Genomic DNA, 24,314 nt, shown 5'->3' with positions numbered 1-24,314 from the left:
TCAAGCCGCACAACTTCACAAGCGTGAGGTATCTGGTCGCATGACGCTATTTTTTTAGTGTGCAGTCTCCGCATTGCTGGACATCCGGCAAGCGATATCGCTGGCAGCAAGTACGTCTGACCAGCGCACCATCACGGGTGACGACAGTCCGCCATAAAGGGTTGTCGTTACCGCTCGAAAGCTGCTTCTCGAAGAAGCAGAACTGGCGCAGCGCGGTGACCCGTTCATCGCCCAGCAAGGGCTTCATTTCGCCCAGACACCAGTTAATCAGATAACCCGTATTGCTCCAGATAAGCTTACCGTTGATCTCGCCGGTCGCTTCCAGTGCCGCTACGACGGGGGCCATCGCCCGAACGATTAATGCCTCAATACGCGGGATGTCACCCTGCGCCGTCAGAGCCTCATCCCGCTCTACATCCATCCAGAAGCAGGCGGCACGGCCAGTTTCATGAAACTCGACATGCAGATGCTCCGGGGAAAGATCCAGCGCAATTTTTTGCGTTAATAAGGCTACCAGCAGCGGCGGCACCATCAGGCCGAGGTACCACTGTGCCCATAATGACAGAAGCGGTTTGCCTTCATACGGCAGCGTCGGCTGCTTTTGGTAGATATGGTTTGTGTAAGTTGTCCGCAGTGATTGCAGATGATCCGGTCGCGCCCATTCCGCCAGCGTTAGCGCCTGTTGTGGCGGAAGTTCGTTCAACTTGATGAAATCGAGAAGATGAGGGCGCAGGCGAGCAAGGATATCGCGCACCTCATTCGCCAGGGTGTCGCTCTCAGTAAAAAGCCTCGCCTGACGGATCACAAATTCATTAACGGGTGCGTAACGATAAGCCATAGTGTCAGAAAGATAGAAATCTAAATGATAATGATTTCCAATCCTAGCCAGAGGCCAGGCCTATAGCAAGATGTTTATCGTAAAGTCAGCCTGGACAGGCCGAATTATGCGACCTGGACCTGTAAGTCGCTGCTGACGAGAATACTGTTCCGTCCCTGGTGTTTGGCTTCGTACAGTGCTTTATCTGCTTTATCGAGTGCGTCTTCAATGTCGCCATCTTCCAGCGGGGCAATGCCAATGCTCACAGTGACGTTGGTCGCGACACTCTCATTAAACATATGGGGGATCTTCAGGTCGTAAACATGCTGACGAATCCGTTCCGCTGCAACACGAGCACGTTCCAGATCAACGCTGTTTAATAAGATCAGGAATTCTTCGCCGCCAAAGCGGGCGACAATATCTCTGGATCGCACGGCATTACGAATGGCGGCAGAAACGCGAATTAACGCCTGATCACCCATCATATGACCGTAGTGATCGTTGTAGGCTTTGAAGTGGTCGATATCCAGCAGTAGCACAAAACGCGTACCGTCATCAAGCGCCAGCAGATTATCGAGCTTGTTTTGCAGACCACGTCGGTTGTAGAGCCCCGTAAGCGGATCCAGCATACTTAAATCGTTCAGCGTTTTGCGCTCCTGCATCAGGCGATACATCAAAGCCTGTGAGAAGTTGTCGTTACGCTTTTGAATCACATGCTGAATAGCAATCCCGATCATGGGCAGCGCAAAAGCGTAGACAATCCGCAATGTTATTTCACCGCTGCTTAACAAGACGCACCCCATGAAAGCAGGTAAAGAGTGCAGCATAAATGCGATGATATTATTAGAGAAAGCGAGCGAGCCAATAAATAAAACACTTAATAGGGCGATAAGTAGATAGGTTGAACCATTATCTCCTAATGCTGCGGATTTAATAATGATATCCCACGCCCACATACAGCCAAATAAAAACGAGATCAGCGTTATATTTATTTTCTTTTTTGGAAATTTCCAGTGACCGAACAAGCCAGCAAGGCTTGAGCCCAGGATCAGGCATACGGGCAATGTAAACGCATGCAGGTTATAAAGTGGCAGTGCGATAGAAAAAAGAGCCGAGATGGTATTAAGTAGCAAGAAGAGTCGCACGGATAAGCGATATTTCTTGTTACAAAGGGATTGCCAGGAGTGTGGTGTCATATTTAAAAAAGTCGTTATTAATCTGCAATGTATAATTGAACTGGTTGCCAAACTGAAAAATAACGCGAAGAAAGATTACCGCGAAAAAAGCAATTTTTTAGATTTAATTAAGTGGTGCTTAATTTATCACCTTCGTGAATCCCTGTCACCAGAAGATGCGTAAAGTTCATACCGATTCGCTAAGGCATGCTGACAAATGAGAAAACCTATCATATGATATTGGTTATCATTATCGTTGTGAGAGTCTAAAGCATGCTGCAACGCGCACTGGGTAGTGGATGGGCTATCTTGTTGTCAGGGGTTATCGTCGCGGTGATGGCCTTTGCGGATCTTTCCGTGGGTGCCTGGCGCTCGGTGATTGTCATTGGCTTGTTGCTAACGTCCGCGATGCTTTATCACAAAAGATTACGTCATTTTGTTTTGCTGCCGTCAGGGATTGCGCTTGTCGGGGGGATAATGCTGGTGATGCTGAATTTGAAGCTGATGATGTAACAGGGAGGTCATACAGGGAGGCTGTAAGATATTTGGTGCGAGGGGGGGGACTCGAACCCCCACATCCTAAGGACACTAACACCTGAAGCTAGCGCGTCTACCAATTCCGCCACCTTCGCACATCTATCTTACTGTTTTGATATCGCCTCGTTGGTGCGAGGGGGGGGACTCGAACCCCCACATCCAAAGGACACTAACACCTGAAGCTAGCGCGTCTACCAATTCCGCCACCTTCGCCCGGTGAGAGCAATATCAACGTGGATTATGGTGCGAGGGGGGGGACTCGAACCCCCACATCCAAAGGACACTAACACCTGAAGCTAGCGCGTCTACCAATTCCGCCACCTTCGCATACCATCGATACCCAATAAGTATCGTTACCACGGAGGCGCATTCTAGATGTTTTCCAGGTTTCGTCAATAGTTAATTGCGTGTCGATTTTATAACTGCTTTAAAAACCAACACCTGGAATTTGCTGCGGAATTGCCCGGTAACGAAATGCTACCGGGCCGGAAAAGATCAGCGTTTTGCCTGACGAGTCATCACGGTACGGTAGACTTTAAAACGCCCTGTTTGCGCGATCACTTCGTGGAAACCAAAGGTTTCGTCCAGCACCGCCGGGTAGGGCAGGAAGGCGTTAGCGACGATACGCAGCTCGCCGCCACTGTTCAGATGACGCACCGCGCCGCGAATCAGCGTTTGCGCGGCTTCCAGGCTGGTTTGCAGGCCATCGTGGAAAGGCGGATTTGAGATGATCATATCGAAACGGCCCGTCACCTCAGAGAAGACATTGCTGGCAAAAACGTCACCTTCAAAGCCATTCGCCGCGAGGGTTGCTCGGCTGGCTTCAATAGCCGGCGCCGAGACATCGCATAGGGTCAGACGTACTTTCGGCGAGTGGCTGGCCAGTACGGCTGCCAGTACACCCGCGCCACAGCCCACATCCAGTACCTTGCCCTTAGTATGCGGGGTCAGCGTAGAGAGCAACAACTGGCTACCCACATCCAGACCGTCGCGGCTAAAGACGCCCGGCAGCGTTTTAATAGACAACCCGTCCAGGTGATATTCATCCCAGAATGCCTGAGCATCAAACGTTGGTTGTTTTTCCAGACGTCCATGATAAAGCCCGCAGCGACGCGCACTGTCGACTTTGTTCAGCGGCGCAAACTCCGCCAGCATTTGTTCCGCACTGCGAACGCCGCTGCGGTTTTCGCCAACAACAAAAATATCCGTGCCAACCGGCAGCAGCGACAGCAGATTCATTAACTGAAACTGTGCTTCCGGCTTATTCTTCGGCCAGTAGTAAATCAGTGTATCGCTCTCGCCAGTGGCAGCCTTGTCAAGCGTAAGCCCGAAAACGGCCTTGTCACCCATCTGACGGCTGAGTGTCTGCCACTGATGGTACTGTTGAGTCCAGGCGCGGCTTTCAACCGACTCCAGCCTTGCAGGCAGGTCATCCTGTAAATCACCGGCAAAAAGAATGCGGCTCTGTTCGAAATCGTCACTGTGGCGCAGCAAGACTTCACTTGCCGGAGTTAAAGCAGACATGAATGGTTCCTCATTAAACTTAGGCGGGGATTATACACGTTATCCTTCACGCTGCCTCTTTGTTGGCAGCGTCTTCGTACCCCGGTCACTTACTTGTGTAAGCTCCCGGGGATACTCATCCTTGCCGCCTCGACGCATCATGAATGATTTTGTGTAAGACAACGTTATCCTTCACGCTGCCTCTTTGTTGGCAGCGTCTTCGTACCCCGGTCACTTACTTGTGTAAGCTCCCGGGGATACTCATCCTTGCCGCCTCGACGCATCATGAATGATTTTGTGTATGACAACGTTATCCTTCGCGCTGCCTCTTTGTTGGCAGCGTCTTCGTACCCCGGTCACTTACTTGTGTAAGCTCCCGGGGATACTCATCCTTGCCGCCTCGACGCATCATGAATGATTTTGTGTATGACAACGTTATCCTTCACGCTGCCTCTTTGTTGGCAGCGTCTTCGTACCCCGGTCACTTACTTGTGTAAGCTCCCGGGGATACTCATCCTTGCCGCCTCGACGCATCATGAATGATTTTGTGTATGACAACGTTATCCTTCGCGCTGCCTCTTTGTTGGCAGCGTCTTCGTACCCCGGTCACTTACTTATGTAAGCTCCCGGGGATACTCATCCTTGCCGCCTCGACGCATCATGAATGATTTTGTGTATGACAACGTTATCCTTCACGCTGCCTCTTTGTTGGCAGCGTCTACACCCTATTAATACCTTTAATAGAGACAGTGAGAGGACAGAGACCAGATGGCGAAAATTCGTCGGGTTTGTTATATTTGCGCGCCTGACAGACAGGAGTGTTTCGCTATGACTTCCCGACGCGACTGGCAATTACAGCAACTGGGCATCACCCAGTGGTCCCTGCGCCGTCCGACGGCGCTGCAAGGAGAAATCGCAATTTCCCTACCCGCGCACATCCGGTTAGTGATGGTAGCTCCTGATCTTCCTGCATTGACTGAGCCGCTTGTTGGCGATGTGCTACGTGCGCTTGCCGTCAGTCCGGATCAGGTTTTACAGCTCACCCCGGACAGGGTAGAGATGTTACCGCCGGACAGTACTTGCAACAGTTGGCGGCTGGGCATTGACGCGCCCCTCTCGCTCAAGGGGGCGCAGGTAACGACGCCTGGCCTCGATGAACTACGGGGCAACCCTGCGGCACGCGCCGCGCTATGGCGACAAATTTGCAATTATGAACACGATTTCTTCCCTCACGACGACTGATTTAGCCCGCGCATACGAGATCGAAACCCGGGCGCACGCGTTTCCCTGGAGTGAGAAGACCTTCGCCAGTAACCAGGGCGAGCGCTACCTTAATTACCGTTTACTGGTGGGTGATGTGATGGCGGCTTTCGCTATTACTCAGGTAGTGCTGGATGAAGCAACCCTCTTTAATATTGCCGTCGATCCCGCCTGGCAACGTAAGGGGCTGGGTCGCCAATTGCTTGAGCATCTGATCGGCGAACTGGAAAAACGTGGCGTGTTGACGCTGTGGCTGGAAGTGCGGGCCTCCAATACCGCTGCCATCGCGTTATATGAAAGCCTGGGGTTTAATGAGGCGACAATTCGCCGCAACTATTACCCCACAGCGCAAGGACGTGAAGACGCCATCATCATGGCGCTGCCAATTTAATAAATGAAAGGTGATGTAATGAAATGGGACTGGATCTTTTTTGACGCCGACGAAACGCTGTTTACCTTTGATTCGTTTGGTGGCCTGCAGCGAATGTTTCTGGATTACAGCGTGACATTTACTGCCGAGGATTTTAAAGATTATCAGGCCATTAACAAACCGTTGTGGGTGGAATATCAGAACGGTGCCATCACCGCACTACAATTACAGCATCAGCGCTTTCAGGGATGGGCGGAGCGTCTGCGCGTTGCGCCAGGCGACCTGAACAACGCGTTTCTCAATGCGATGGCAGAGATTTGCGCACCGTTGCCGGGGGCGGTTTCGCTCCTGTCGGCGTTAAAAGGGAAAGTGAAGCTTGGCATTATCACCAACGGTTTTACCGCATTGCAGCAGACGCGTCTGGAACGTACCGGTTTTCGCGACTACTTTGATTTATTGGTGATTTCTGAGCAGGTCGGCGTGGCGAAACCCGATCCGCGTATTTTCGACTACGCGCTGGAACAGGCACAAAATCCGGACCGCTCGCGGGTGTTGATGGTTGGCGATACCGCTGAATCGGATATCCTGGGCGGCATTAATGCGGGGCTTTCCACCTGCTGGCTGAACGCTAACGGCCGCGCGCTGCCCGAGGGGATCAACCCGAGCTGGACCGTGACATCGTTAACCGAACTGGAGCAACTCCTGTGTAAACATTAATTGTCTGCACTCAGCCGTTGAGTACAATAGCCGCATTTTTCGAATTTCATAGCGTGGCCGAGGCCGCGCATTTTCACAGAAGAATTTTACTATGACGTTGTCTCCTTATTTACAAGAGGTGTCGAAGCGACGCACGTTCGCCATCATCTCGCACCCCGATGCCGGTAAAACCACGATCACAGAAAAAGTGTTGTTGTTCGGACAGGCTATCCAGACTGCCGGTACGGTTAAAGGTCGCGGCTCTAACCAGCATGCAAAATCTGACTGGATGGAGATGGAAAAGCAGCGTGGTATTTCTATTACCACCTCTGTGATGCAGTTCCCTTACCATCACTGTCTGGTCAACCTGCTCGATACCCCCGGGCACGAAGACTTCTCCGAAGATACCTATCGTACGCTGACGGCGGTTGACTGCTGTCTGATGGTTATCGATGCCGCAAAAGGCGTTGAGGACAGGACCCGCAAGCTGATGGAAGTTACCCGTCTGCGCGATACGCCTATCATCACCTTTATGAACAAACTCGACCGTGACATCCGTGACCCGATGGAGCTGCTGGATGAAGTGGAAAACGAGCTGAAAATCGGCTGTGCGCCGATCACCTGGCCGATTGGCTGCGGTAAGTTGTTCAAAGGCGTTTACCACCTCTATAAAGATGAAACCTATCTCTACCAGACTGGTAAAGGCCATACGATCCAGGAAGTCCGCATCGTTAAAGGGCTGAATAACCCGGATCTTGACGCCGCTGTCGGTGAAGATCTGGCGCAGCAACTGCGCGACGAACTGGAACTGGTTCAGGGCGCCTCTAACGAGTTCGATAAAGACCTGTTCCTGGCAGGTGAAATCACGCCGGTCTTCTTTGGTACCGCGCTGGGTAACTTTGGCGTTGACCATATGCTGGATGGCCTGGTGGAATGGGCCCCTGCGCCGATGCCGCGTGCGACCGACACACGTGAAGTGGAAGCGGCGGAAGAGAAATTCTCCGGCTTCGTCTTTAAAATTCAGGCCAACATGGACCCGAAACACCGCGACCGCGTGGCCTTCCTGCGAGTGGTATCGGGTAAATATGAAAAGGGCATGAAGCTTCGCCAGGTGCGTCTTGGCAAAGATGTGGTGATCTCTGATGCGTTAACCTTTATGGCTGGCGATCGCTCGCACGTTGAAGAGGCTTATCCGGGCGATATCATTGGTCTGCACAACCACGGCACCATCCAGATTGGCGACACCTTCACGCAGGGTGAAATGATGAAGTTCACCGGTATTCCGAACTTCGCGCCGGAACTGTTCCGCCGTATTCGTCTTAAAGATCCGTTGAAGCAGAAACAACTGCTCAAAGGGTTGGTTCAGTTGTCAGAAGAAGGTGCGGTTCAGGTCTTCCGTCCCATCGCTAACAACGATCTGATCGTCGGTGCAGTCGGCGTGCTGCAGTTCGACGTTGTCGTTTCGCGTCTTAAGAGCGAATACAACGTGGAAGCGGTCTATGAGTCCGTTAACGTCGCTACCGCCCGTTGGGTGGAGTGCAGCGATGTGAAGAAATTTGAAGAGTTCAAACGCAAAAACGAAGTACAACTGGCGCTCGATGGCGGCGATAACCTGACATACATTGCCCCAACGATGGTTAACCTGAACCTGGCGCGTGAGCGTTACCCTGACGTTCAGTTCCACCAGACCCGCGAACACTAATCTCCTCTACGGAGCGCGGCAGACGCCGTGCTCCGTCACTTTACCTGTCTTTTTAGCCCCTTGCGGAAAGTTCTTAAATAGCCGCATTTCCCTCTTCTCTGGTCACTTTTTAACCGCTTTCGCAAGCGTTTCTGCGATTGTGTTCTATATTTAACAAAGTAATGACATTTTGACTGGATATAAATCCTATTCAATGCGTGTTTAGCGGTTTTTTGTTCAGGAAAATAGGCATTACATAATATTAATTACTGACTTAAGTCTAATGAGTTAGCGTTAATAACCTAACTTATTGATTTGTCAGACTGGTGATTCACCACAGCAGGAAAAGCGGCCTTCATTGCTGCTTACCGCCCAAATTGTGGGCAAACCAACAGGATATAGATCGATGACGATGACAAGACTGAAGATTTCGAAAACTCTGCTGGCTGTCGTGCTGGGTTCTACCCTGGCAAGTGGTTCCGTAATGGCGGAAAACACGACGACCAATAAGGCGCAAAACGCGGCCGATAACGCAGGGCAAAAAATCGATAGCTCTATGAATAAAGTCGGTAATTTCATGGATGACAGCGCGATTACGGCGAAAGTCAAAGCAGCGCTGGTCGATCACGAAGATATCAAGAGTACCGATATCTCCGTAAAAACTGAGAAAAAAGTGGTGACGTTAAGTGGCTTCGTTGAAAGCCAGGCACAGGCAGAGCAGGCGGTAACCGTCGCGAAAGGGGTGGAAGGCGTTGCTTCAGTAAGCGACAAACTCCATGTTCGTGATGGTAAAAACACCTCTGCGAAAGGCTATGCCGGCGACACCGCGACAACCAGTGAAATCAAAGCAAAATTGCTGGCCGACGACATCGTTCCTTCCCGTAAGGTGAAAGTTGAAACGACCGATGGCGTTGTACAGTTGTCCGGTACCGTAGATTCACAGGCGCAAATTGAGCGGGCCGAAAGTATCGCTAAAGCGGTAGATGGCGTCAAAAGTGTGAAAAACGATCTGAAAGCTAAGTAACGAATTCCTGAAATGTGCAATCCCGGCGCTTTGCCGGGAGTCAGTAGAACGCACCTGGAAAATATCGCCAGTGAGCATCCTGAGCGCTCACATTAGCGGTCGACATTAACTATGGTTAAGGAGAGTCTTATGTTTCGTTGGGGCATTATATTTCTGGTTATCGCGTTAATTGCCGCCGCTCTGGGCTTTGGTGGTCTGGCAGGTACGGCAGCGGGTGCCGCGAAAATTGTCTTTATCGTCGGTATCATTCTGTTCCTCGTCAGCCTGTTTATGGGCCGCAGACGCCCGTAGCGCGAGCTACCCTCTTAAACGAATCATCAAGCCAGTCCTCGTGACTGGCTTTCATTGTTTCTACGAGAGGAAAATTGCGTTACTTTGTTAAAACCTAACATCGAAAGGAAAGCAGGGTGGGGCAATATATTCCGGTAACGCTTGGCAACATTGCGCCATTGGCGTTAACGCCATTTCGCCCAGGCCGACTCGCTCTGGTATGTGAGGGAGGCGGTCAGCGGGGCATTTTTACGGCCGGCGTACTGGATGAGTTCATGCGCGCTGACTTTAACCCCTTTGACCTTTTTCTTGGCACCTCCGCCGGGGCGCAAAACCTGTCGGCATACCTGTGTAATCAGCCCGGTTATGCGCGTAAGGTCATTATGCGCTACACAACCACTCGCGACTTCTTTGATCCCGTACGTTTCGTGCGTGGCGGCAACCTGATCGATCTGGACTGGCTTATTTCTTCTACCTCAACTCAAATGCCGCTGGCGATGGACTACGCCGCGCGTGCCTTCGATACAGGCAAAGCCTTCTATATGTGCGCCTGCCGTCAGGATGACTACACGCCGGAATACTTCTCCCCCGACAGTCGTTCCTGGCTGGATATCATTCGCGCATCCAGCGCTATTCCCGGGTTCTATCGTCCGGGCGTTACCCTTAACGGCGTCAATTACCTTGATGGCGGCGTCAGCGACGCTATACCTGTTCAGGAAGCGGCGAAACGCGGGGCGAAGACCATTGTGGTTATCCGTACCGTGCCGTCGCAAATGTATTACACCCCTCAATGGTTTAAGCGAATGGAACGCTGGCTGGGAGAAAGCAGCTTGCAGCCTTTCGTTAATCTCGTTCAGCATCACGAGAAGACCTATTCGGCGACGCAGAAATTTATCGAAGCACCGCCCGGTAAGTTGCGCATTTTTGAAATCTACCCGCCGAAGCTTCTGCACAGCATGGCGCTGGGAAGCCGTTTACCTGCGCTGCGGGATGATTACAAACTGGGAAGACTCTGCGGGCGTTATTTCCTGGCGACGGTGGGTAAGCTGTTGGCAGAAAAGCCGCCATTAATTCGTCATGCGCCGCGCGTGGCCACGACTTCTGCCACCATCGTGGTGCCGCCAGCCGCCGTCGCCAACGATGCGGTCGATACGCCGCTTGTCAGCGCGGTTCAGGCCAACGATTTGCCTTTTAATAATGAGGATACTGCGTGACGTTCCGCTTTATCGATACTCACTGTCACTTCGATTTTCCCCCCTTCCAGGATGATGAATCGAACAGTATTACCCGCGCCAGCGCCGTTGGGGTCGAACAGATTATCGTCCCGGCGATTGGCTCACAGTACTTTGCCCGCGTTATCAAACTTGCCGGGGATTACCCGGCACTCTATGCCGCGCTGGGGCTGCATCCGATCATCATTGAAGAGCATACGGCGAGCTGCCTGGAGCGCCTTGAGCAACTGCTCGCAACCCGTCCGCAGAAGGTGGTGGCGATTGGCGAAATTGGTCTGGATCTGTATCGTGATGATCCGCAGTTTGAACGTCAGCAGGCGGTGCTGGATGCGCAGCTTAAGCTGGCAAAGCGCTTTGATCTGCCGGTGATCCTGCATTCGCGCCGTACGCACGACAAGCTGGCGATGCACCTTAAACGCCATGACCTGCCGCGAACGGGGGTGGTACATGGCTTTGCCGGTAGCCTGCAGCAGGCGGAACGTTTTGTCAGCCTGGGATATAAAATTGGCGTTGGCGGTACCATTACCTACCCGCGCGCCAGCAAGACCCGCGAAGTGATGGCGCAATTGCCGCTAAACGCTCTGCTGCTGGAAACCGATGCCCCGGATATGCCATTAAACGGTTTTCAGGGCCAGCCTAATCGCCCGGAACAGGCGGCTCGGGTCTTTGACACCCTCTGCGAATTACGCCCGGAAGCGCCAGACGTGATTGCTCAGGCGCTGTTCGACAATACCCACGCCACGTTTTCGTTAAGCTGATTTACAGATACAACGCCGGAAGGATCACTGTGTTCACGCCTCGGGCAGTCAGCGCCTGCGCCAACGGTTCCACATCCCCGGCGGTGGCGCTACGCCACTGCTTTGCTTCGCCATACACGCCATGGGTTTGAAAGGCGTTAATACGCACCGGCACATCGCCTAACTCGCCGATAAATTCGCACAACTCATCAATGTGTTGCAGGTAATCACACTGGTCGGGGATGACCAATAAACGTAACTCCGCCAGCCGCTGATGCGCCGCCAGAAGACGGATGCTGGCCTTTATCTGCGCATTATCGCGCCCGGTCAGAAATCGATGACGGTCGCTACCCCAGGCTTTGAGATCGATCATCGCCCCGTCACAGACAGGCAGAAGTCTGTGCCAACCCGTTTCGCTAAGCAGACCGTTGCTGTCGACCAGACAGGACAAGTGTTGAAGCGACGGCGTCGATTTGAGCGCACTGAACAGCGCAACCAGAAACGGCAACTGTGTTGTTGCCTCGCCGCCGCTGACGGTGATCCCTTCGATAAACATTGCCGCTTTGCGGACGTGGGTCAGCACCTCTTCCACACTGAGCGTTTGCGCCATGGGCGTGGACTGCTGTGGGCAGAGATGTAAACAGGTATCGCACTGCTGGCAGGCGCTGGCATCCCAGTTAACCCGTCCATCAACCAGTGTTAATGCGTTATGCGGGCAGGCGGGAACACATTGTGCACAGTGGTTGCAGCGTCCGATCGTCCACGGATTGTGGCAATTTTTACAGTTCAAATTACAGCCCTGTAAGAACAGCGCCAGACGGCTGCCTGGCCCATCGACGCAGGAGAACGGGATAATCTTACTGACTAAACACTTCATCCTTCGTGCTGTCTCCTTGTTAGCTGTTTAGCTGTCCCTTCGACGTCTGAGCGCAACCTGTATTGCTACGCTCAGGCTTCTCCATCATGGTGCCTTGATTCAATCTGAATCACGTTGCGTGTTGAAGCGCATCTGCTGTTCATGGCTGACCACGCGCGCTTGTCTTTCAAGGATGTGGGTATTTCGGGCGGCTTCCTCTCCAAGCCAGGTTGTGTTGGTGCGTGACCCCTCGGCACGGAATTTTTCCAGGTCCGACAGGCGCACCATATAACCTGTTACGCGCACCAGATCGTTGCCGCTGACATTGGCGGTGAACTCACGCATACCGGCTTTAAAGGCGCCGAGGCAGAGTTGCACGACGGCCTGCGGATTGCGTTTGACGGTCTCATCGAGGGTCAGAATGTCGCTGATACCCGCCGTGTACCAGGCATGATGTGGGGCAACCGTCAGCAGGTGAGTAATGGGATCCGGCTCATCGCCGTAGGGTAAACGCGCCCCCGGCGTGGTGTCCGTATCCGAACTGATCCCCGATTGCGCATGCAACATCGCTCTGTTATTCCAGCCATGTTTTACCGGCGTGTTAGCGACAAATGTCGCCAGTTGTTCACTGATTCTGTAACCCAGCGCGTTGGCTTCTTCATTTTTGCCGTAGCGGGCGCTGAGCCCTGCACGTTCGCAGAGGGTATTCACCGCTTCGGCCAGACCGTACATACCAAACATGGGCGCAAAACGTTGCGGGTCTATCAGCCCTTCGGCCACCAGGAAGTTATTCTCGAAGAAGCCGGATTGCGAATAGAGGAAGTCGCAGCGTGCATCAATGATCGCGATTTGCTGCTGGCAGTAGTGGGGAAGCTGGCGTGTGAAGAAATCCTCAATACTGCTGCTGCGTTCGGCGATGGCTTTCAGGTTAAGTCGCACCAGCGTACTGCCACCGCCGCTGAGCGGCAGCGAGTTGTAACAACTGACGACGCCATAGCCACCTTTTGTGAAAATTTTATCATTTTGGGGGCCGTTAGCGATATGGGGCTTACTGCACTCACAAATGTTTTTTGCCACTTCAAGCAGTAAGTCATCCGGCGTCATCTCCGGGTCATAAATAAAGGTCAGATTAGGCGCAACCTGCTTAAGCTCTGCGTCGGCGCGTAAAATGGCACGGGTAACTGGCGTATCGGCAGGGCCTATATTGGCGTGCATAAACGCATCCGGCAGGGTTCTGTCCAGATAACGCCAGAAACGTTTTATTCGAATATCGATCTCTTCTTGTGTTAGAATTCTAACATGCGGTTGCAGTATCACATCCAGTTGGCCCAGCCAGACGGGCATAGATGTGACTGACGGAACATGGTGATAAAGGATGGTGAGCATCGATAACGCGTCGTCGAGATCGGTTGCCCCTTCGAGTTCCAGCCATTGCGAGCCATTCGCGAGGAATTTTGCATAGTCTGGCAAGACATAGCGTGGTTTGTAGGGCGCATGCCCTTCGAACATATCGCAAATGGCGCCCTCATCAAGCGCAGCGCGCGCCTCTTTAGCCAGTGGGGGATAAGGCAGACTGTTCTCGGCCTCAAGCGCAAGAAAATGGCGTTTTTGTGCGGGAGTCAGGGTGCTGCTTGTCGCAATCTGCTGGCAACGAGCCAGATATGCTGAATCATTTGGCGTGGACATATTCGTTCCTCTTATTCCTTGAGCATCTGGCCCAGTGTAAGTAACCGAACGGAGCCCGCCTTTGATCCACACCCCTAAATATCCGGGTATGGGGCTATGTTAAGGCTAAAAATTTGATGAACGTCTCATTACGGTTTTGCAAATATGAATGTGGTTTTCATTAACTGTGATGAGTGTCGAAGTGTGATGGTGGGTTAATGTTAGAATAATAACAGACCCGTATTTAACCGGCTTATGCCGACGGAGAGAGAAATGACTGATTTAACTGCAAGCAGCCTGCGCGCGTTGAAACTGATGGACCTGACTACCCTGAACGACGACGACACGAACGAAAAAGTGATCGCGCTGTGTCATCAGGCGAAAACCCCGGTTGGCAACACGGCCGCTATCTGTATCTATCCGCGTTTTATCCCGATTGCGCGCAAGACGCTGAAAGAGCAGGGCACGCCAGATATCCGCATCGCAACGGTCACTAACTTCCCGCACGGTAACGACGATATTGAGATCGCGCTGGCGGAAACGCGCGCGGCGATTGCTTACGGCGCTGATGAAGTCGATGTGGTATTCCCGTACCGTGCGCTGATTGCAGGCAATGAACAAGTGGGCTTTGATCTGGTTAAGGCCTGTAAAGATGCCTGTGCAGCGGCCAATGTTCTGCTGAAAGTGATTATCGAAACCGGCGAATTGAAAGAAGAGGCGCTGATTCGTAAAGCGTCTGAAATCTCTATCAAAGCGGGGGCTGATTTCATTAAAACCTCTACCGGTAAAGTGCCAGTAAATGCCACACCGGAAAGTGCGCGCATCATGCTGGAAGTGATTCGCGATATGGGTGTAGCGAAAACCGTTGGTTTCAAACCGGCTGGCGGCGTGCGTTCAGCAGAAGATGCGCAGAAATTCCTCGCGATTGCCGACGAACTGTTTGGCGCCGACTGGGCGGATTCTCGCCACTATCGCTTTGGTGCTTCCAGCCTGCTGGCAAGCCTGCTCAAAGCACTGGGCCATGGCGACGGTAAGAGCGCAAGCGGCTACTAATTCTACTTTGCGGCGGCGCGTCCGCCGCAACCAACCTTGATTTTCAGGGGGTTACCTTGTTTCTCGCTCAAGAAATAATTCGTAAAAAACGCGATGGCTACGTGCTCAGCGATGAAGAGATTCGTTTCTTTATTAATGGGATCCGTGACAACACCGTGTCCGAAGGGCAAATTGCCGCGCTGGCAATGACCATTTTCTTCCACGACATGGCAATTGAGGAGCGCGTTTCGCTGACCATGGCGATGCGAGACTCAGGGACTGTCCTCGACTGGAAACACCTTAATCTCAACGGACCTGTCGTCGACAAGCACTCCACGGGCGGCGTGGGCGATGTCACTTCGCTCATGCTTGGGCCGATGGTTGCGGCCTGTGGCGGCTATATCCCAATGATTTCCGGGCGCGGGCTTGGTCATACCGGCGGTACGCTCGACAAACTGGAAGCCATTCCAGGGTTTGATATTTTCCCCGATGACAAACGCTTTCGCGACATCATTAAAGATGTGGGCGTCGCGATTATCGGACAAACGAATTCTTTAGCCCCTGCTGACAAACGCTTTTATGCCACGCGTGATATTACCGCGACGGTCGATTCTATTCCTCTGATCACCGCCTCGATCCTTGCCAAGAAACTGGCGGAAGGACTGGACGCGCTGGTCATGGACGTCAAAGTGGGCAGCGGGGCCTTTATGCCGACGGCAGAACTTTCTGCGGAACTGGCGCAGGCGATTGTTGGAGTGGCGAATGGCGCGGGTGTGCGTACGACCGCACTGCTCACTGATATGAACCAGGTACTCGCCTCCAGCGCCGGTAACGCTGTTGAAGTGCGCGAAGCCGTCCGCTTCCTGACTGGCGATTACCGCAATCCGCGTCTCTTTGATGTGACGATGGCGCTCTGCGTAGAAATGCTGGTCTCCGGCAAACTGGCGAAAGATGACGCCGAAGCGCGCAGACAATTACAGGCGGTGCTGGATAACGGTAAAGCGGCAGAAATCTTCGGGCGTATGGTGGCGGCGCAAAAAGGCCCGACCGATTTCGTCGAAAACTATGACAAATACCTGGCAACCGCGACGCTCAGCAAGGCCGTGTATGCCGATACCGAAGGGTTTATCGCGCAGATGGACACCCGCGCGCTGGGTATGGCGGTGGTCTCTATGGGCGGCGGTCGTCGTCAGGCGTCCGATACCATCGATTACAGCGTCGGCTTTACCGATATGGCGCGTCTGGGTGATGCGATCGACGGGCAGCGTCCTTTAGCGGTGATCCACGCAAAAGATGAAGCAAGCTGGCAGGAAGCGGCAAATGCGGTCAAAGCCGCGATTGTGATTGCCGATAAAGCGCCAAAAGAGACGCCAACAGTCTGGCGACGCATTACCGATTAACGATATACTGATCTGATCGCTATTTTTTGAAGCACTACGTACGGAGAACAATATGAAACGTGCATTTATTATGGTGCTGGACTCCTTCGGCATCGGCGCAACAGAAGATGCCGAGCGTTTTGGTGACGTGGGTTCCGATACCATGGGTCACATCGCAGAAGCCTGTGCCAAAGGCGAAGCGGACAATGGTCGTAAAGGCCCGTTGCATCTGCCAAACCTGACCCGCCTGGGCCTGGTGAAAGCACATGAAGGTTCTACCGGTAAAATTGCAGCCGGAATGGACGGCAACGCGGAAGTGGTGGGCGCATACGCCTGGGCGCATGAGCTCTCTTCCGGTAAAGATACCCCGTCTGGCCACTGGGAAATCGCTGGTGTACCGGTACTGTTTGACTGGGGCTATTTCTCCGATCATGAAAACAGCTTCCCGCAGGAATTGCTGGATAAACTGGTCGAACGCGCAAACCTGCCAGGCTACCTCGGCAACTGCCACTCTTCCGGTACGGTCATCCTTGACCAACTGGGCGAAGAGCACATGAAAACCGGCAAACCGATTTTTTATACCTCTGCCGACTCCGTGTTCCAGATTGCCTGCCATGAAGAGACATTTGGTCTGGATAAACTCTACGAGCTGTGCGAAATCGCACGCGTTGAGTTGACCGAAGGGGGTTACAACATTGGTCGCGTGATCGCCCGTCCGTTCGTTGGCGATAAAGCCGGTAACTTCCAGCGCACCGGTAACCGCCATGACCTGGCCGTTGAGCCGCCGTCAGCGACCGTGCTGCAAAAACTGGTCGAGGAGAAAGATGGTCAGGTGGTTTCCGTGGGTAAAATCGCGGACATCTATGCCAACTGCGGTATCACCAAAAAAGTGAAAGCAACAGGCCTGGATGCGCTGTTTGACGCAACCGTGAAAGAGATGAAAAGCGCGGGTGATAAGACAATCGTCTTTACCAACTTCGTTGATTTCGACTCATCATGGGGCCATCGTCGCGATGTCGCCGGTTATGCGAGTGGTCTGGAGTTGTTCGACCGTCGTTTGCCGGAGCTGATGGAGCTGGTGGGGGAAGATGACATTCTGATCCTGACCGCTGACCACGGCTGTGACCCGACCTGGCAGGGCACCGATCATACCCGCGAGCACATCCCGGTGCTGATCTACGGTCCGAAAGTGAAACCGGGCTCACTCGGTCACCGTGAAACTTTCGCCGATATCGGCCAGACCATTGCGTCGTACTTCGGTACGTCACCCATGGACTACGGCAAAAACATGCTTTGATTTGGGAACGGGCATCGTTTGATGCCCTTACCCCGACTCTCTCCTGCGGGAGAGGGGGAAAACACAACGAATAAAAAGGAACTGAAGATGGCTACTCCTCACATTAACGCTGAAATGGGTGATTTTGCTGACGTTGTGCTGATGCCTGGCGACCCGCTGCGCGCAAAGCACATTGCTGAAACTTTTTTCGAAGATATCCGTGAAGTGAACAACGTGCGCGGCATGTTGGGTTACACCGGTACCTATAAAGGCCGCAAAATCTCTGTAATGGGCCATGGTATGGGTATCCCATCCTGCTCTATCTACGCGAAAGAGCTGATCACCGATTTCGGCGTGAAAAAAATCATCCGTGTGGGCTCCTGCGGCGCGGTACGTATGGACGTGAAACTGCGTGATATCGTCATCGGTATGGGCGCGTGCACGGACTCTAAAGTCAACCGTATGCGTTTTAAAGACCATGATTTTGCAGCCATTGCTGACTTTGGTATGGTGCGTAACGCTGTTGATGCTGCTAAAGCGCTGGGTGTAGATGCCCGCGTTGGTAACATCTTCTCTGCGGATCTGTTCTATGCACCGGACGGCGGCGAGATGTTCGACGTTATGGAAAAATACGGCATTCTGGGCGTGGAAATGGAAGCGGCCGGTATTTACGGCGTTGCCGCAGAGTTCGGTGCGAAAGCGCTGACCATCTGTACCGTTTCTGACCATATCCGTACCCACGAGCAGACCACCTCTGCCGAGCGTCAGACCACGTTCAACGACATGATCAAAATCGCGCTGGAATCTGTTTTGCTGGGCGATAAAGAGTAAATCTTTTTCAAAACGGGCGGCTTTTATGCTGCCCGTTTTATCTATTCATAAATCTATTCGCACATGAGCGCCTTAACCGATTTACTCTTGCAAGGGGCGCGCTCTGTCTCTGAACTGGCCATCAGGCAGGCCACGTTCTCGCGTCTTGTGTCAGCACATGATGAGGTGGTGCCGTTTGGTAAAGCCCGGGCAACCCGATGCTGGAAAAATTAACGCTCGCCGCCTCGATTATCCAGCGACTTGCATAAAAAGGTCATCTCACCGCCCCGGCAATCCACGCCGACAGCTCCCGCAGCTCTTTTTCCTGCTCAGGGAAATCACCTAAGAGCGCATCACACTCCTGTGCCAGCATATCCGCCCGGTACAAACAACCCTGCAGGCGTGCCGCCAGTGCCTCCAGCGGGGCGGGATTCAGGCTGTCGGTGAACACCTGTGTGCGGGTGATATGCCCTTTCTCCACGTCAAAATGCAGCTCCACACCGCCCCAGCTAAAGCGCTCATCCAGCAAGTGGCTGAACGCAGGCGCCTGACCAAAGTTCCACTCCCAACTGCTCTGGCGGGCAAAGGTTTCCGCGAAATTGGGGAGGTCCGGGGTCTTATCCGGTGAAATCACCTCGGCTTGCACGCGCTCACCGTAGTGGGCGAAGAAGGCTTCCGTCACCGCCTCGCAGATACGCTCATGGCTGATCCCCGGCAACAGATCGACCAGATTCGCCACGCGCCCACGCACAGAGGTAATGCCTTTGGCCTGGAGCTTCTTCTTATCCGGGTTGAGATAGTTGGCCAGGCGGCTGAGGTCGGCATTGAGCAACAGTGTGCCGTGATGGAAACCGCGATCTTTGGTCTCGCGGTAGGCGGAGCCTGAGACCTTACGATCGCCCTCCGGCGTTTTGACCACCAGATCGTTACGCCCGGACGCTTCTGCCGTCACGCCCAGCGAGTTCAGCGCCTGCAACACAATCGCGGTAGAAATCGTTTTGTCGTACTCCGGCTTGCCTGCCATAAAGGTGAAGCAGGTATTGCCTAAATCATGGAACACCGCGCCGCCGCCGCTACTGCGCCGCGCCAGACGCACATTGTCTTCTTCCATGCGCCGGGTATTGCACTCCTTCCACGGGTTCTGTGCCCGCCCGATAACTACCGTATCGGCGTTACGCCAGAGAAAAAGTACCCGCTGGGTGGCGGGCATCTGACGGAAAATACACTCTTCCACCGCCAGGTTAAACCAGGGATCATAAGAATCAGAGATAAGCAGACGCAGTGTGGACATGGCAGATTTCCTTTCCTGAAAAAGCGCCGTTTTTCACGTTGCTACCGCGCGGGCTGCAACGTGAAATCCGTAGGGTGCAGGTAGATTACACTTTCTTTTCGTTCTCTTCCTCTTCCGGCACCGGCTTGCTGGCGGTAAGCAGGAAGGGAGACTGTTGCCAGCGGGTACGCTTCCCCTGCAACAGCGTACGGGTCAGCACGACGCCTATCGCCAGTGAAAGTAGCAGCATCAGGCGTAAAATATTGGTGGTGTTGTCGACCTGTTTGGCGTCCGTCGCCAGCGTATGGGTATCCAGCGTTAAACGCAGGTAGCCCAGCGGACTGCTTTTGCCCTGAATCGGCTCGACGATCTGCTGGTTGAAATAGCCCCCGGCTTTTTTGCCGTCCAGCGCCAGCCTGTCGCGCACATCAATGCTTTCGCCAGACCGGGCAATCAGATCGCCGCGTTCGTCATAGACGCCCGCATCGAGAATTCGGCTCTCCTCGGTCAATTGCCGCAGCACAACGCTGATACGCTTATCGTCAGGCGTCTCCGCGCGCATCAGTGGCGCAAGGTTTAGCGTGACCTGTTTCGCCAGCGTGCGGGCCAGCTCTTCAAGCTGCGGGTTGCGCTGACGCTGGTGATTCTGACTGAACCAGGATGCGCCCTGCATAAGGGCGACCAGCAGCGCCAGACAGAAGAGCACGATCACGGCACGATGAAGCCGGAATTTGAGTTTTGCGCGAGCCATATTCCACCTGTTGAAAATTTGCGGCTTAATGTTGCCAGAAGCGCTGGTTACAAGGTAGCCTCATGCGTTATTTTTACCTCAGCACATACCCCTACAGGAGCTGTAATGCCGAATAATTTGACCTGGTGCGACCTGCCCAACGACGTTTCTCAGTGGCCTGGGTTGCCGCTCTCTTTAAGTGGCGATGAGGTCATGCCCCTGGATTATCACGCGGGTCGTAGCGGCTGGCTTCTGTATGGACGCGCCCTGAATAAAGAACGTTTGACCGCCTGGCAACGTAAACTGGGCGCGGCAATGGTGATCGTGGCCGCCTGGTGTGTGGAAGATTATCAGGTTATCCGCCTTGCCGGTTCACTCACCCCGCGTGCTACCCGCCTGGCACATGATGAAGGGCTGGACGTTGCGCCGCTCGGTAAAATTCCGTCTCTGCGTCATCCGGGCCTGATGGTGATGGATATGGACTCAACTGCGATTCAAATTGAGTGCATTGATGAAATCGCTAAACTGGCCGGTACGGGCGAAATGGTATCGGAAGTGACGGAACGCGCCATGCGCGGTGAGCTGGACTTCACGGCCAGCCTGCGTCAACGTGTGGCAACGCTCAAAGGGGCTGACGCAAACATCCTGCATCAGGTCCGTGACAGTCTGCCCCTGATGCCAGGCCTTACGCAACTGGTGTTAAAACTGGAAGCGCTGGGCTGGAAAGTGGCGATTGCGTCTGGCGGCTTCACCTTCTTTGCCGATCACCTGCGCGAAATGCTGCGCCTGACAGCGGCGGTAGCCAACCATCTGGAAGTGGTTGACGGTAAGTTCACCGGCAACGTGCTGGGCGACATTGTGGACGCGCAGTACAAAGCCAATACCCTCAAGCGTCTGGCGCAGGAACATGAGATTCCGGCGACTCAAACGATCGCCATTGGCGACGGTGCTAATGATCTGCCGATGATTAAAGCCGCCGGGTTAGGTATCGCCTTTCACGCGAAACCGAAAGTAAATGAAAAAGCCGAAGTCACCATCCGTCACGCTGATTTGATGGGGGTGTTCTGCATTCTCTCAGCCAGTCTGGCGAAGAAATAACGAGGTCTCTGTGGCGAAAGCTCCAAAACGCGCATTTGTCTGTAATGAATGTGGTGCCGATTATCCCCGCTGGCAGGGGCAATGTAGCGCCTGCCATGCCTGGAACACGATTACCGAAGTGCGAGTGGCCGCCTCGCCTGTCGTGGCGCGTAATGAGCGCTTAAGCGGGTATGCTGGCAATGCGGGCGCGTCGAAAGTACAGAAACTTTCCGATATCAGCCTGGAAGCCTTGCCGCGTTTTTCGACCGGTTTTAAAGAGTTCGACCGCGTGTTGGGCGGCGGCGTGGTGCCGGGAAGCGCTATCCTGATTGGCGGTAACCCCGGCGCAGGTAAATCGACGCTTCTGCTACAAACCCTGTGCAGACTCGCGGAACAGATGAAAACGCTGTACGTCACCGGGGAAGAGTCGTTGCAGCAGGTGGCGATGCGCGCGCACCGTCTTGGCCTGCCGACTGCCAATCTGAATATGTTGTCGGAAACCAGCATTGAGCAAATCTGCCAGATTGCCGATGAAGAGCAGCCGAAGCTGATGGTTATTGACTCCATCCAGGTCATGCACATGGCAGATATCCAGTCTTCTCCCGGTAGCGTGGCGCAGGTGCGTGAAACGGCGGCTTATCTTACGCGCTTCGCGAAAACGCGCGGGGTGGCGATTGTCATGGTCGGGCACGTGACCAAAGATGGCTCGCTGGCGGGGCCGAAAGTCCTTGAGCACTGTATTGACTGCTCTGTGTTACTGGATGGTGATGCGGACTCTCGTTTCCGTACGCTGCGCAGCCATAAGAACCGCTTTGGCGCGGTCAACGAGTTGGGCGTCTTTGCGATGACCGAACAAGGGCTACGGGAAGTGAGTAACCCGTCCGCCATCTTCCTTAGCCGTGGCGATGAAGTGACTTCCGGCAGTTCGGTGATGGTGGTCTGGGAAGGCACGCGTCCGCTACTGGTAGAGATTCAGGCGCTGGTGGATCACTCGATGATGTCCAATCCCCGGCGTGTTGCTGTCGGGCTTGAGCAGAACCGCCTTGCCATTCTGCTGGCGGTGCTGCATCGCCACGGCGGCCTGCAGATGGCCGACCAGGATGTGTTCGTCAACGTTGTCGGCGGCGTAAAAGTGACGGAAACCAGCGCGGACCTGGCGTTGTTACTGGCTATGGTGTCGAGCCTGCGCGACCGGCCTCTGCCTCAGGACCTGGTGGTCTTTGGCGAGGTGGGGCTGGCGGGTGAGATCCGCCCGGTGCCCAGCGGGCAAGAGCGTATTTCCGAAGCGGCGAAACACGGCTTCCGACGCGCCATTGTACCTGCCGCGAATGTGCCGAAAAAACCACCAGAAGGGATGCAGGTCTTCGGTGTTAAAAAACTCGCAGATGCACTAAGCGTCTTTGACGACTTATAATTACATTCCCGTCGTCTTTCTGGCGGCAGGTGTGATGGCTGCGTTTATTCCCCGCCTCCTGCCCCGAAATGCATAGGGAATTTTGCATAATAGGCCTGGCACGTTGATGCTGCCAGGCAGGTTCAGCCAGCAGGAGGCACTCGTGTCGTCATTCGACTATCTCAAGACCGCAATCCGTCAAAAAGGCTGCACGTTGCAGCAGGTGGCCGACGCCAGCGGCATGACCAAAGGCTATTTGAGCCAACTCCTGAATGCCAAAATCAAAAGTCCCAGCGCGCAAAAACTCGAGGCGCTGCACCGTTTCCTCGGATTGGAATTTCCGCGTCGGCAAAAAAGCGTTGGCGTGGTGTTTGGTAAGTTTTACCCGCTGCATACCGGGCATATCTACCTGATTCAGCGTGCCTGTAGCCAGGTGGATGAGCTGCATATTGTGATGGGGTATGACGAGAAGCGCGACCGCGAACTGTTTGAAGACAGTGCGATGTCCCAGCAGCCGACCATCAGCGACCGCCTGCGTTGGCTGCTGCAGACCTTCAAATATCAGAAAAACATTCGTATTCATGCGTTTAATGAAGAGGGAATGGAGCCTTACCCGCATGGCTGGGATGTCTGGAGTAAAGGCATTAAAGCCTTTATGGATGAAAAGGGCATTCAGCCTAACTGGATCTACAGTTCGGAAGAGGCGGACGCTCCCCAGTACCTTGAGCATCTGGGTATTGAAACGGTGCTTATCGATCCCAAACGCACTTTTATGAATATCAGCGGCGCGCTCATTCGTGAGAATCCGTTCCGCTACTGGGATTATATTCCGACCGAAGTGAAGCCGTTTTTCGTGCGCACCGTGGCGATACTGGGAGGGGAATCCAGCGGGAAATCGACGCTGGTCAATAAGCTCGCGAATATCTTCAATACCACCAGTGCGTGGGAGTACGGGCGGGATTATGTCTTCTCCCATCTTGGCGGCGATGAGATGGCGCTGCAGTATTCCGACTATGACAAGATAGCATTGGGGCAGGCGCAGTATATTGATTTTGCTGTGAAATATGCCAATAAAGTGGCTTTTATCGACACGGACTTTGTCACTACGCAGGCATTTTGCGTGAAGTATGAAGGGCGTGAGCACCCTTTTGTGCAGGCGATGATCGATGAATACCGTTTCGACCTGGTGATTCTGCTGGAAAATAATACGCCATGGGTTGCCGACGGGTTGAGAAGCCTGGGCAGTTCAGTGGATCGCAGCGAGTTCCAGCAGATGCTGGTGGATATGCTCAAAGAGAACAATATTACCTGGCGGCATGTGGAAGAACCTGATTATGACTCCCGGTTTCTGCACTGCGTGGAACTGGTAAAAGAGTTGATGGGGGATTAGCAGCCGGGTAAGGCGTTTACGCCGTCATCCGGACATGCCCCGGCTGGCGTTTCACTTAGCCGGGCTACTTGCTTTGACCTTGTGCGGTCTGATGCCCTCACCCACGTGGAGAGGTAGCAAACATTAAAAAAGGC

The 24,314-nt window shown here is 53.7% G+C and carries 23 protein-coding genes and 3 tRNA genes; 16 read left to right on the top strand and 10 right to left on the bottom strand.

Translation table 11 applies throughout. The features are described from left to right. Positions 1-46: 46 nt before the first annotated feature. Together fhuF and C5523_RS23635 are read right to left on the bottom strand one after the other, a co-directional pair. Positions 47-838: a siderophore-iron reductase FhuF gene (fhuF, locus tag C5523_RS23640; RefSeq protein WP_039078242.1), complete on the bottom strand. Its 792-nt coding sequence runs from the start codon at positions 836-838 to the stop codon at positions 47-49. 104 nt (positions 839-942) lie between these two features. Further along, positions 943-2,013 (bottom strand): GGDEF domain-containing protein, encoded by a 1,071-nt coding sequence (locus tag C5523_RS23635; protein ID WP_071193583.1) that lies wholly within the window; start codon positions 2,011-2,013, stop codon positions 943-945. Positions 2,014-2,265: 252 nt separating this feature from the next. Between C5523_RS23635 and C5523_RS23630 the strand changes: the two genes are divergently transcribed. Next, positions 2,266-2,505: a DUF1435 domain-containing protein gene (locus C5523_RS23630; protein ID WP_039078244.1), complete on the top strand. Its 240-nt coding sequence runs from the start codon at positions 2,266-2,268 to the stop codon at positions 2,503-2,505. A gap of 33 nt (positions 2,506-2,538) precedes the next feature. Here C5523_RS23630 and C5523_RS23625 read toward each other — a convergent pair. The 4 genes from C5523_RS23625 to rsmC form a co-directional block, all read right to left on the bottom strand. After that, positions 2,539-2,624 (bottom strand) — tRNA-Leu (locus C5523_RS23625). Between the two features lie 32 nt (positions 2,625-2,656). Further along, positions 2,657-2,742: transfer RNA gene (locus C5523_RS23620), tRNA-Leu, on the bottom strand. Between the two features lie 28 nt (positions 2,743-2,770). Beyond that, positions 2,771-2,856 (bottom strand) — tRNA-Leu (locus tag C5523_RS23615). 168 nt (positions 2,857-3,024) lie between these two features. Then, positions 3,025-4,053 (bottom strand): 16S rRNA (guanine(1207)-N(2))-methyltransferase RsmC, encoded by a 1,029-nt coding sequence (gene rsmC / locus C5523_RS23610; RefSeq protein WP_079497306.1) that lies wholly within the window; start codon positions 4,051-4,053, stop codon positions 3,025-3,027. A gap of 807 nt (positions 4,054-4,860) precedes the next feature. Here rsmC and C5523_RS23605 point away from each other — a divergent pair. The 8 genes from C5523_RS23605 (at position 4,861) to C5523_RS23570 (ending at position 11,323) form a co-directional block, all read left to right on the top strand. Next, a complete protein-coding gene (locus C5523_RS23605; RefSeq protein WP_075203559.1) occupies positions 4,861-5,274 on the top strand; it encodes a DNA polymerase III subunit psi in 414 nt (137 codons plus the stop codon). Next, the gene (gene rimI / locus C5523_RS23600) at positions 5,243-5,683 is read left to right on the top strand and encodes a ribosomal protein S18-alanine N-acetyltransferase (RefSeq protein ID WP_039078466.1); all 441 of its coding nucleotides are present in this window, start codon (positions 5,243-5,245) and stop codon (positions 5,681-5,683) included. Before C5523_RS23605 ends, rimI begins: the two co-directional genes overlap by 32 nt. An 18-nt stretch (positions 5,684-5,701) precedes the next feature. Beyond that, positions 5,702-6,379: a pyrimidine 5'-nucleotidase gene (yjjG, locus tag C5523_RS23595; RefSeq protein WP_108702073.1), complete on the top strand. Its 678-nt coding sequence runs from the start codon at positions 5,702-5,704 to the stop codon at positions 6,377-6,379. Between the two features lie 91 nt (positions 6,380-6,470). Continuing rightward, positions 6,471-8,060 (top strand): peptide chain release factor 3, encoded by a 1,590-nt coding sequence (gene prfC / locus C5523_RS23590; protein WP_039078247.1) that lies wholly within the window; start codon positions 6,471-6,473, stop codon positions 8,058-8,060. Positions 8,061-8,445: 385 nt separating this feature from the next. Continuing rightward, positions 8,446-9,063 (top strand): molecular chaperone OsmY, encoded by a 618-nt coding sequence (gene osmY, locus C5523_RS23585; RefSeq protein WP_039078248.1) that lies wholly within the window; start codon positions 8,446-8,448, stop codon positions 9,061-9,063. A 129-nt stretch (positions 9,064-9,192) separates the two neighbouring features. Further along, a complete protein-coding gene (locus C5523_RS23580; RefSeq protein ID WP_007373037.1) occupies positions 9,193-9,354 on the top strand; it encodes a DUF1328 domain-containing protein in 162 nt (53 codons plus the stop codon). Between the two features lie 116 nt (positions 9,355-9,470). Next, positions 9,471-10,547, top strand: coding sequence for a patatin family protein (locus tag C5523_RS23575; protein WP_039078249.1), 1,077 nt, complete (start codon positions 9,471-9,473; stop codon positions 10,545-10,547). Then, positions 10,544-11,323, top strand: a complete 780-nt coding sequence (locus C5523_RS23570) for a metal-dependent hydrolase (protein WP_108702072.1) — start codon at positions 10,544-10,546, stop codon at positions 11,321-11,323. Before C5523_RS23575 ends, C5523_RS23570 begins: the two co-directional genes overlap by 4 nt. A gap of 1 nt (position 11,324) precedes the next feature. Here C5523_RS23570 and C5523_RS23565 read toward each other — a convergent pair whose 3' ends face one another. Both C5523_RS23565 and C5523_RS23560 read right to left on the bottom strand, forming a co-directional pair. Continuing rightward, complete coding sequence (locus C5523_RS23565) at positions 11,325-12,179, bottom strand: YjjW family glycine radical enzyme activase (RefSeq protein WP_108702071.1); 855 nt, start codon at positions 12,177-12,179, stop codon at positions 11,325-11,327. A 99-nt stretch (positions 12,180-12,278) separates the two neighbouring features. Continuing rightward, a complete protein-coding gene (locus C5523_RS23560; protein WP_108702070.1) occupies positions 12,279-13,844 on the bottom strand; it encodes a YjjI family glycine radical enzyme in 1,566 nt (521 codons plus the stop codon). A gap of 252 nt (positions 13,845-14,096) precedes the next feature. Here C5523_RS23560 and deoC point away from each other — a divergent pair, with 252 nt between their 5' ends. The 4 genes from deoC to deoD all read left to right on the top strand — a co-directional run bounded on the left by deoC (position 14,097) and on the right by deoD (position 18,341). Then, entirely contained in the window at positions 14,097-14,876 is a 780-nt protein-coding gene (deoC, locus tag C5523_RS23555) for a deoxyribose-phosphate aldolase (protein WP_197718598.1), read from the top strand. Positions 14,877-14,932: 56 nt separating this feature from the next. Continuing rightward, positions 14,933-16,255, top strand: coding sequence for a thymidine phosphorylase (gene deoA, locus C5523_RS23550; RefSeq protein WP_039078254.1), 1,323 nt, complete (start codon positions 14,933-14,935; stop codon positions 16,253-16,255). 52 nt (positions 16,256-16,307) lie between these two features. Further along, the gene (gene deoB, locus C5523_RS23545; RefSeq protein WP_108702069.1) at positions 16,308-17,531 is read left to right on the top strand and encodes a phosphopentomutase; all 1,224 of its coding nucleotides are present in this window, start codon (positions 16,308-16,310) and stop codon (positions 17,529-17,531) included. Positions 17,532-17,618: 87 nt separating this feature from the next. Next, on the top strand, positions 17,619-18,341 hold the full coding sequence (gene deoD, locus C5523_RS23540) for a purine-nucleoside phosphorylase (RefSeq protein WP_039078256.1): 723 nt from the start codon (positions 17,619-17,621) through the stop codon (positions 18,339-18,341). Positions 18,342-18,594: 253 nt separating this feature from the next. On the opposite strand, the gene lplA is transcribed toward deoD, so the two are convergent. Next, entirely contained in the window at positions 18,595-19,611 is a 1,017-nt protein-coding gene (gene lplA / locus C5523_RS23530) for a lipoate--protein ligase LplA (protein ID WP_039078257.1), read from the bottom strand. Between the two features lie 85 nt (positions 19,612-19,696). Further along, a complete protein-coding gene (locus C5523_RS23525) occupies positions 19,697-20,341 on the bottom strand; it encodes a YtjB family periplasmic protein (RefSeq protein ID WP_071193592.1) in 645 nt (214 codons plus the stop codon). A 105-nt stretch (positions 20,342-20,446) separates the two neighbouring features. On the opposite strand from C5523_RS23525, the gene serB reads away from it, so the two are divergent. The 3 genes from serB to nadR all read left to right on the top strand — a co-directional run bounded on the left by serB (position 20,447) and on the right by nadR (position 24,180). Next, positions 20,447-21,418 carry a phosphoserine phosphatase gene (gene serB, locus C5523_RS23520; protein WP_071193593.1) on the top strand — a complete coding sequence of 324 codons (972 nt, stop codon included), beginning with the start codon at positions 20,447-20,449 and terminating at the stop codon, positions 21,416-21,418. A 10-nt stretch (positions 21,419-21,428) separates the two neighbouring features. Beyond that, positions 21,429-22,811 carry a DNA repair protein RadA gene (gene radA, locus C5523_RS23515; protein WP_039078260.1) on the top strand — a complete coding sequence of 461 codons (1,383 nt, stop codon included), beginning with the start codon at positions 21,429-21,431 and terminating at the stop codon, positions 22,809-22,811. A gap of 142 nt (positions 22,812-22,953) precedes the next feature. After that, positions 22,954-24,180 (top strand): multifunctional transcriptional regulator/nicotinamide-nucleotide adenylyltransferase/ribosylnicotinamide kinase NadR, encoded by a 1,227-nt coding sequence (gene nadR / locus C5523_RS23510; RefSeq protein WP_039078467.1) that lies wholly within the window; start codon positions 22,954-22,956, stop codon positions 24,178-24,180. Positions 24,181-24,314: the final 134 nt, after the last annotated feature.

It is taken from the genome of Phytobacter sp. SCO41, assembly GCF_003073275.1.
Lineage (GTDB): Bacteria > Pseudomonadota > Gammaproteobacteria > Enterobacterales > Enterobacteriaceae > Phytobacter > Phytobacter diazotrophicus.
This window is presented reverse-complemented; position numbering and strand designations above follow the sequence as displayed.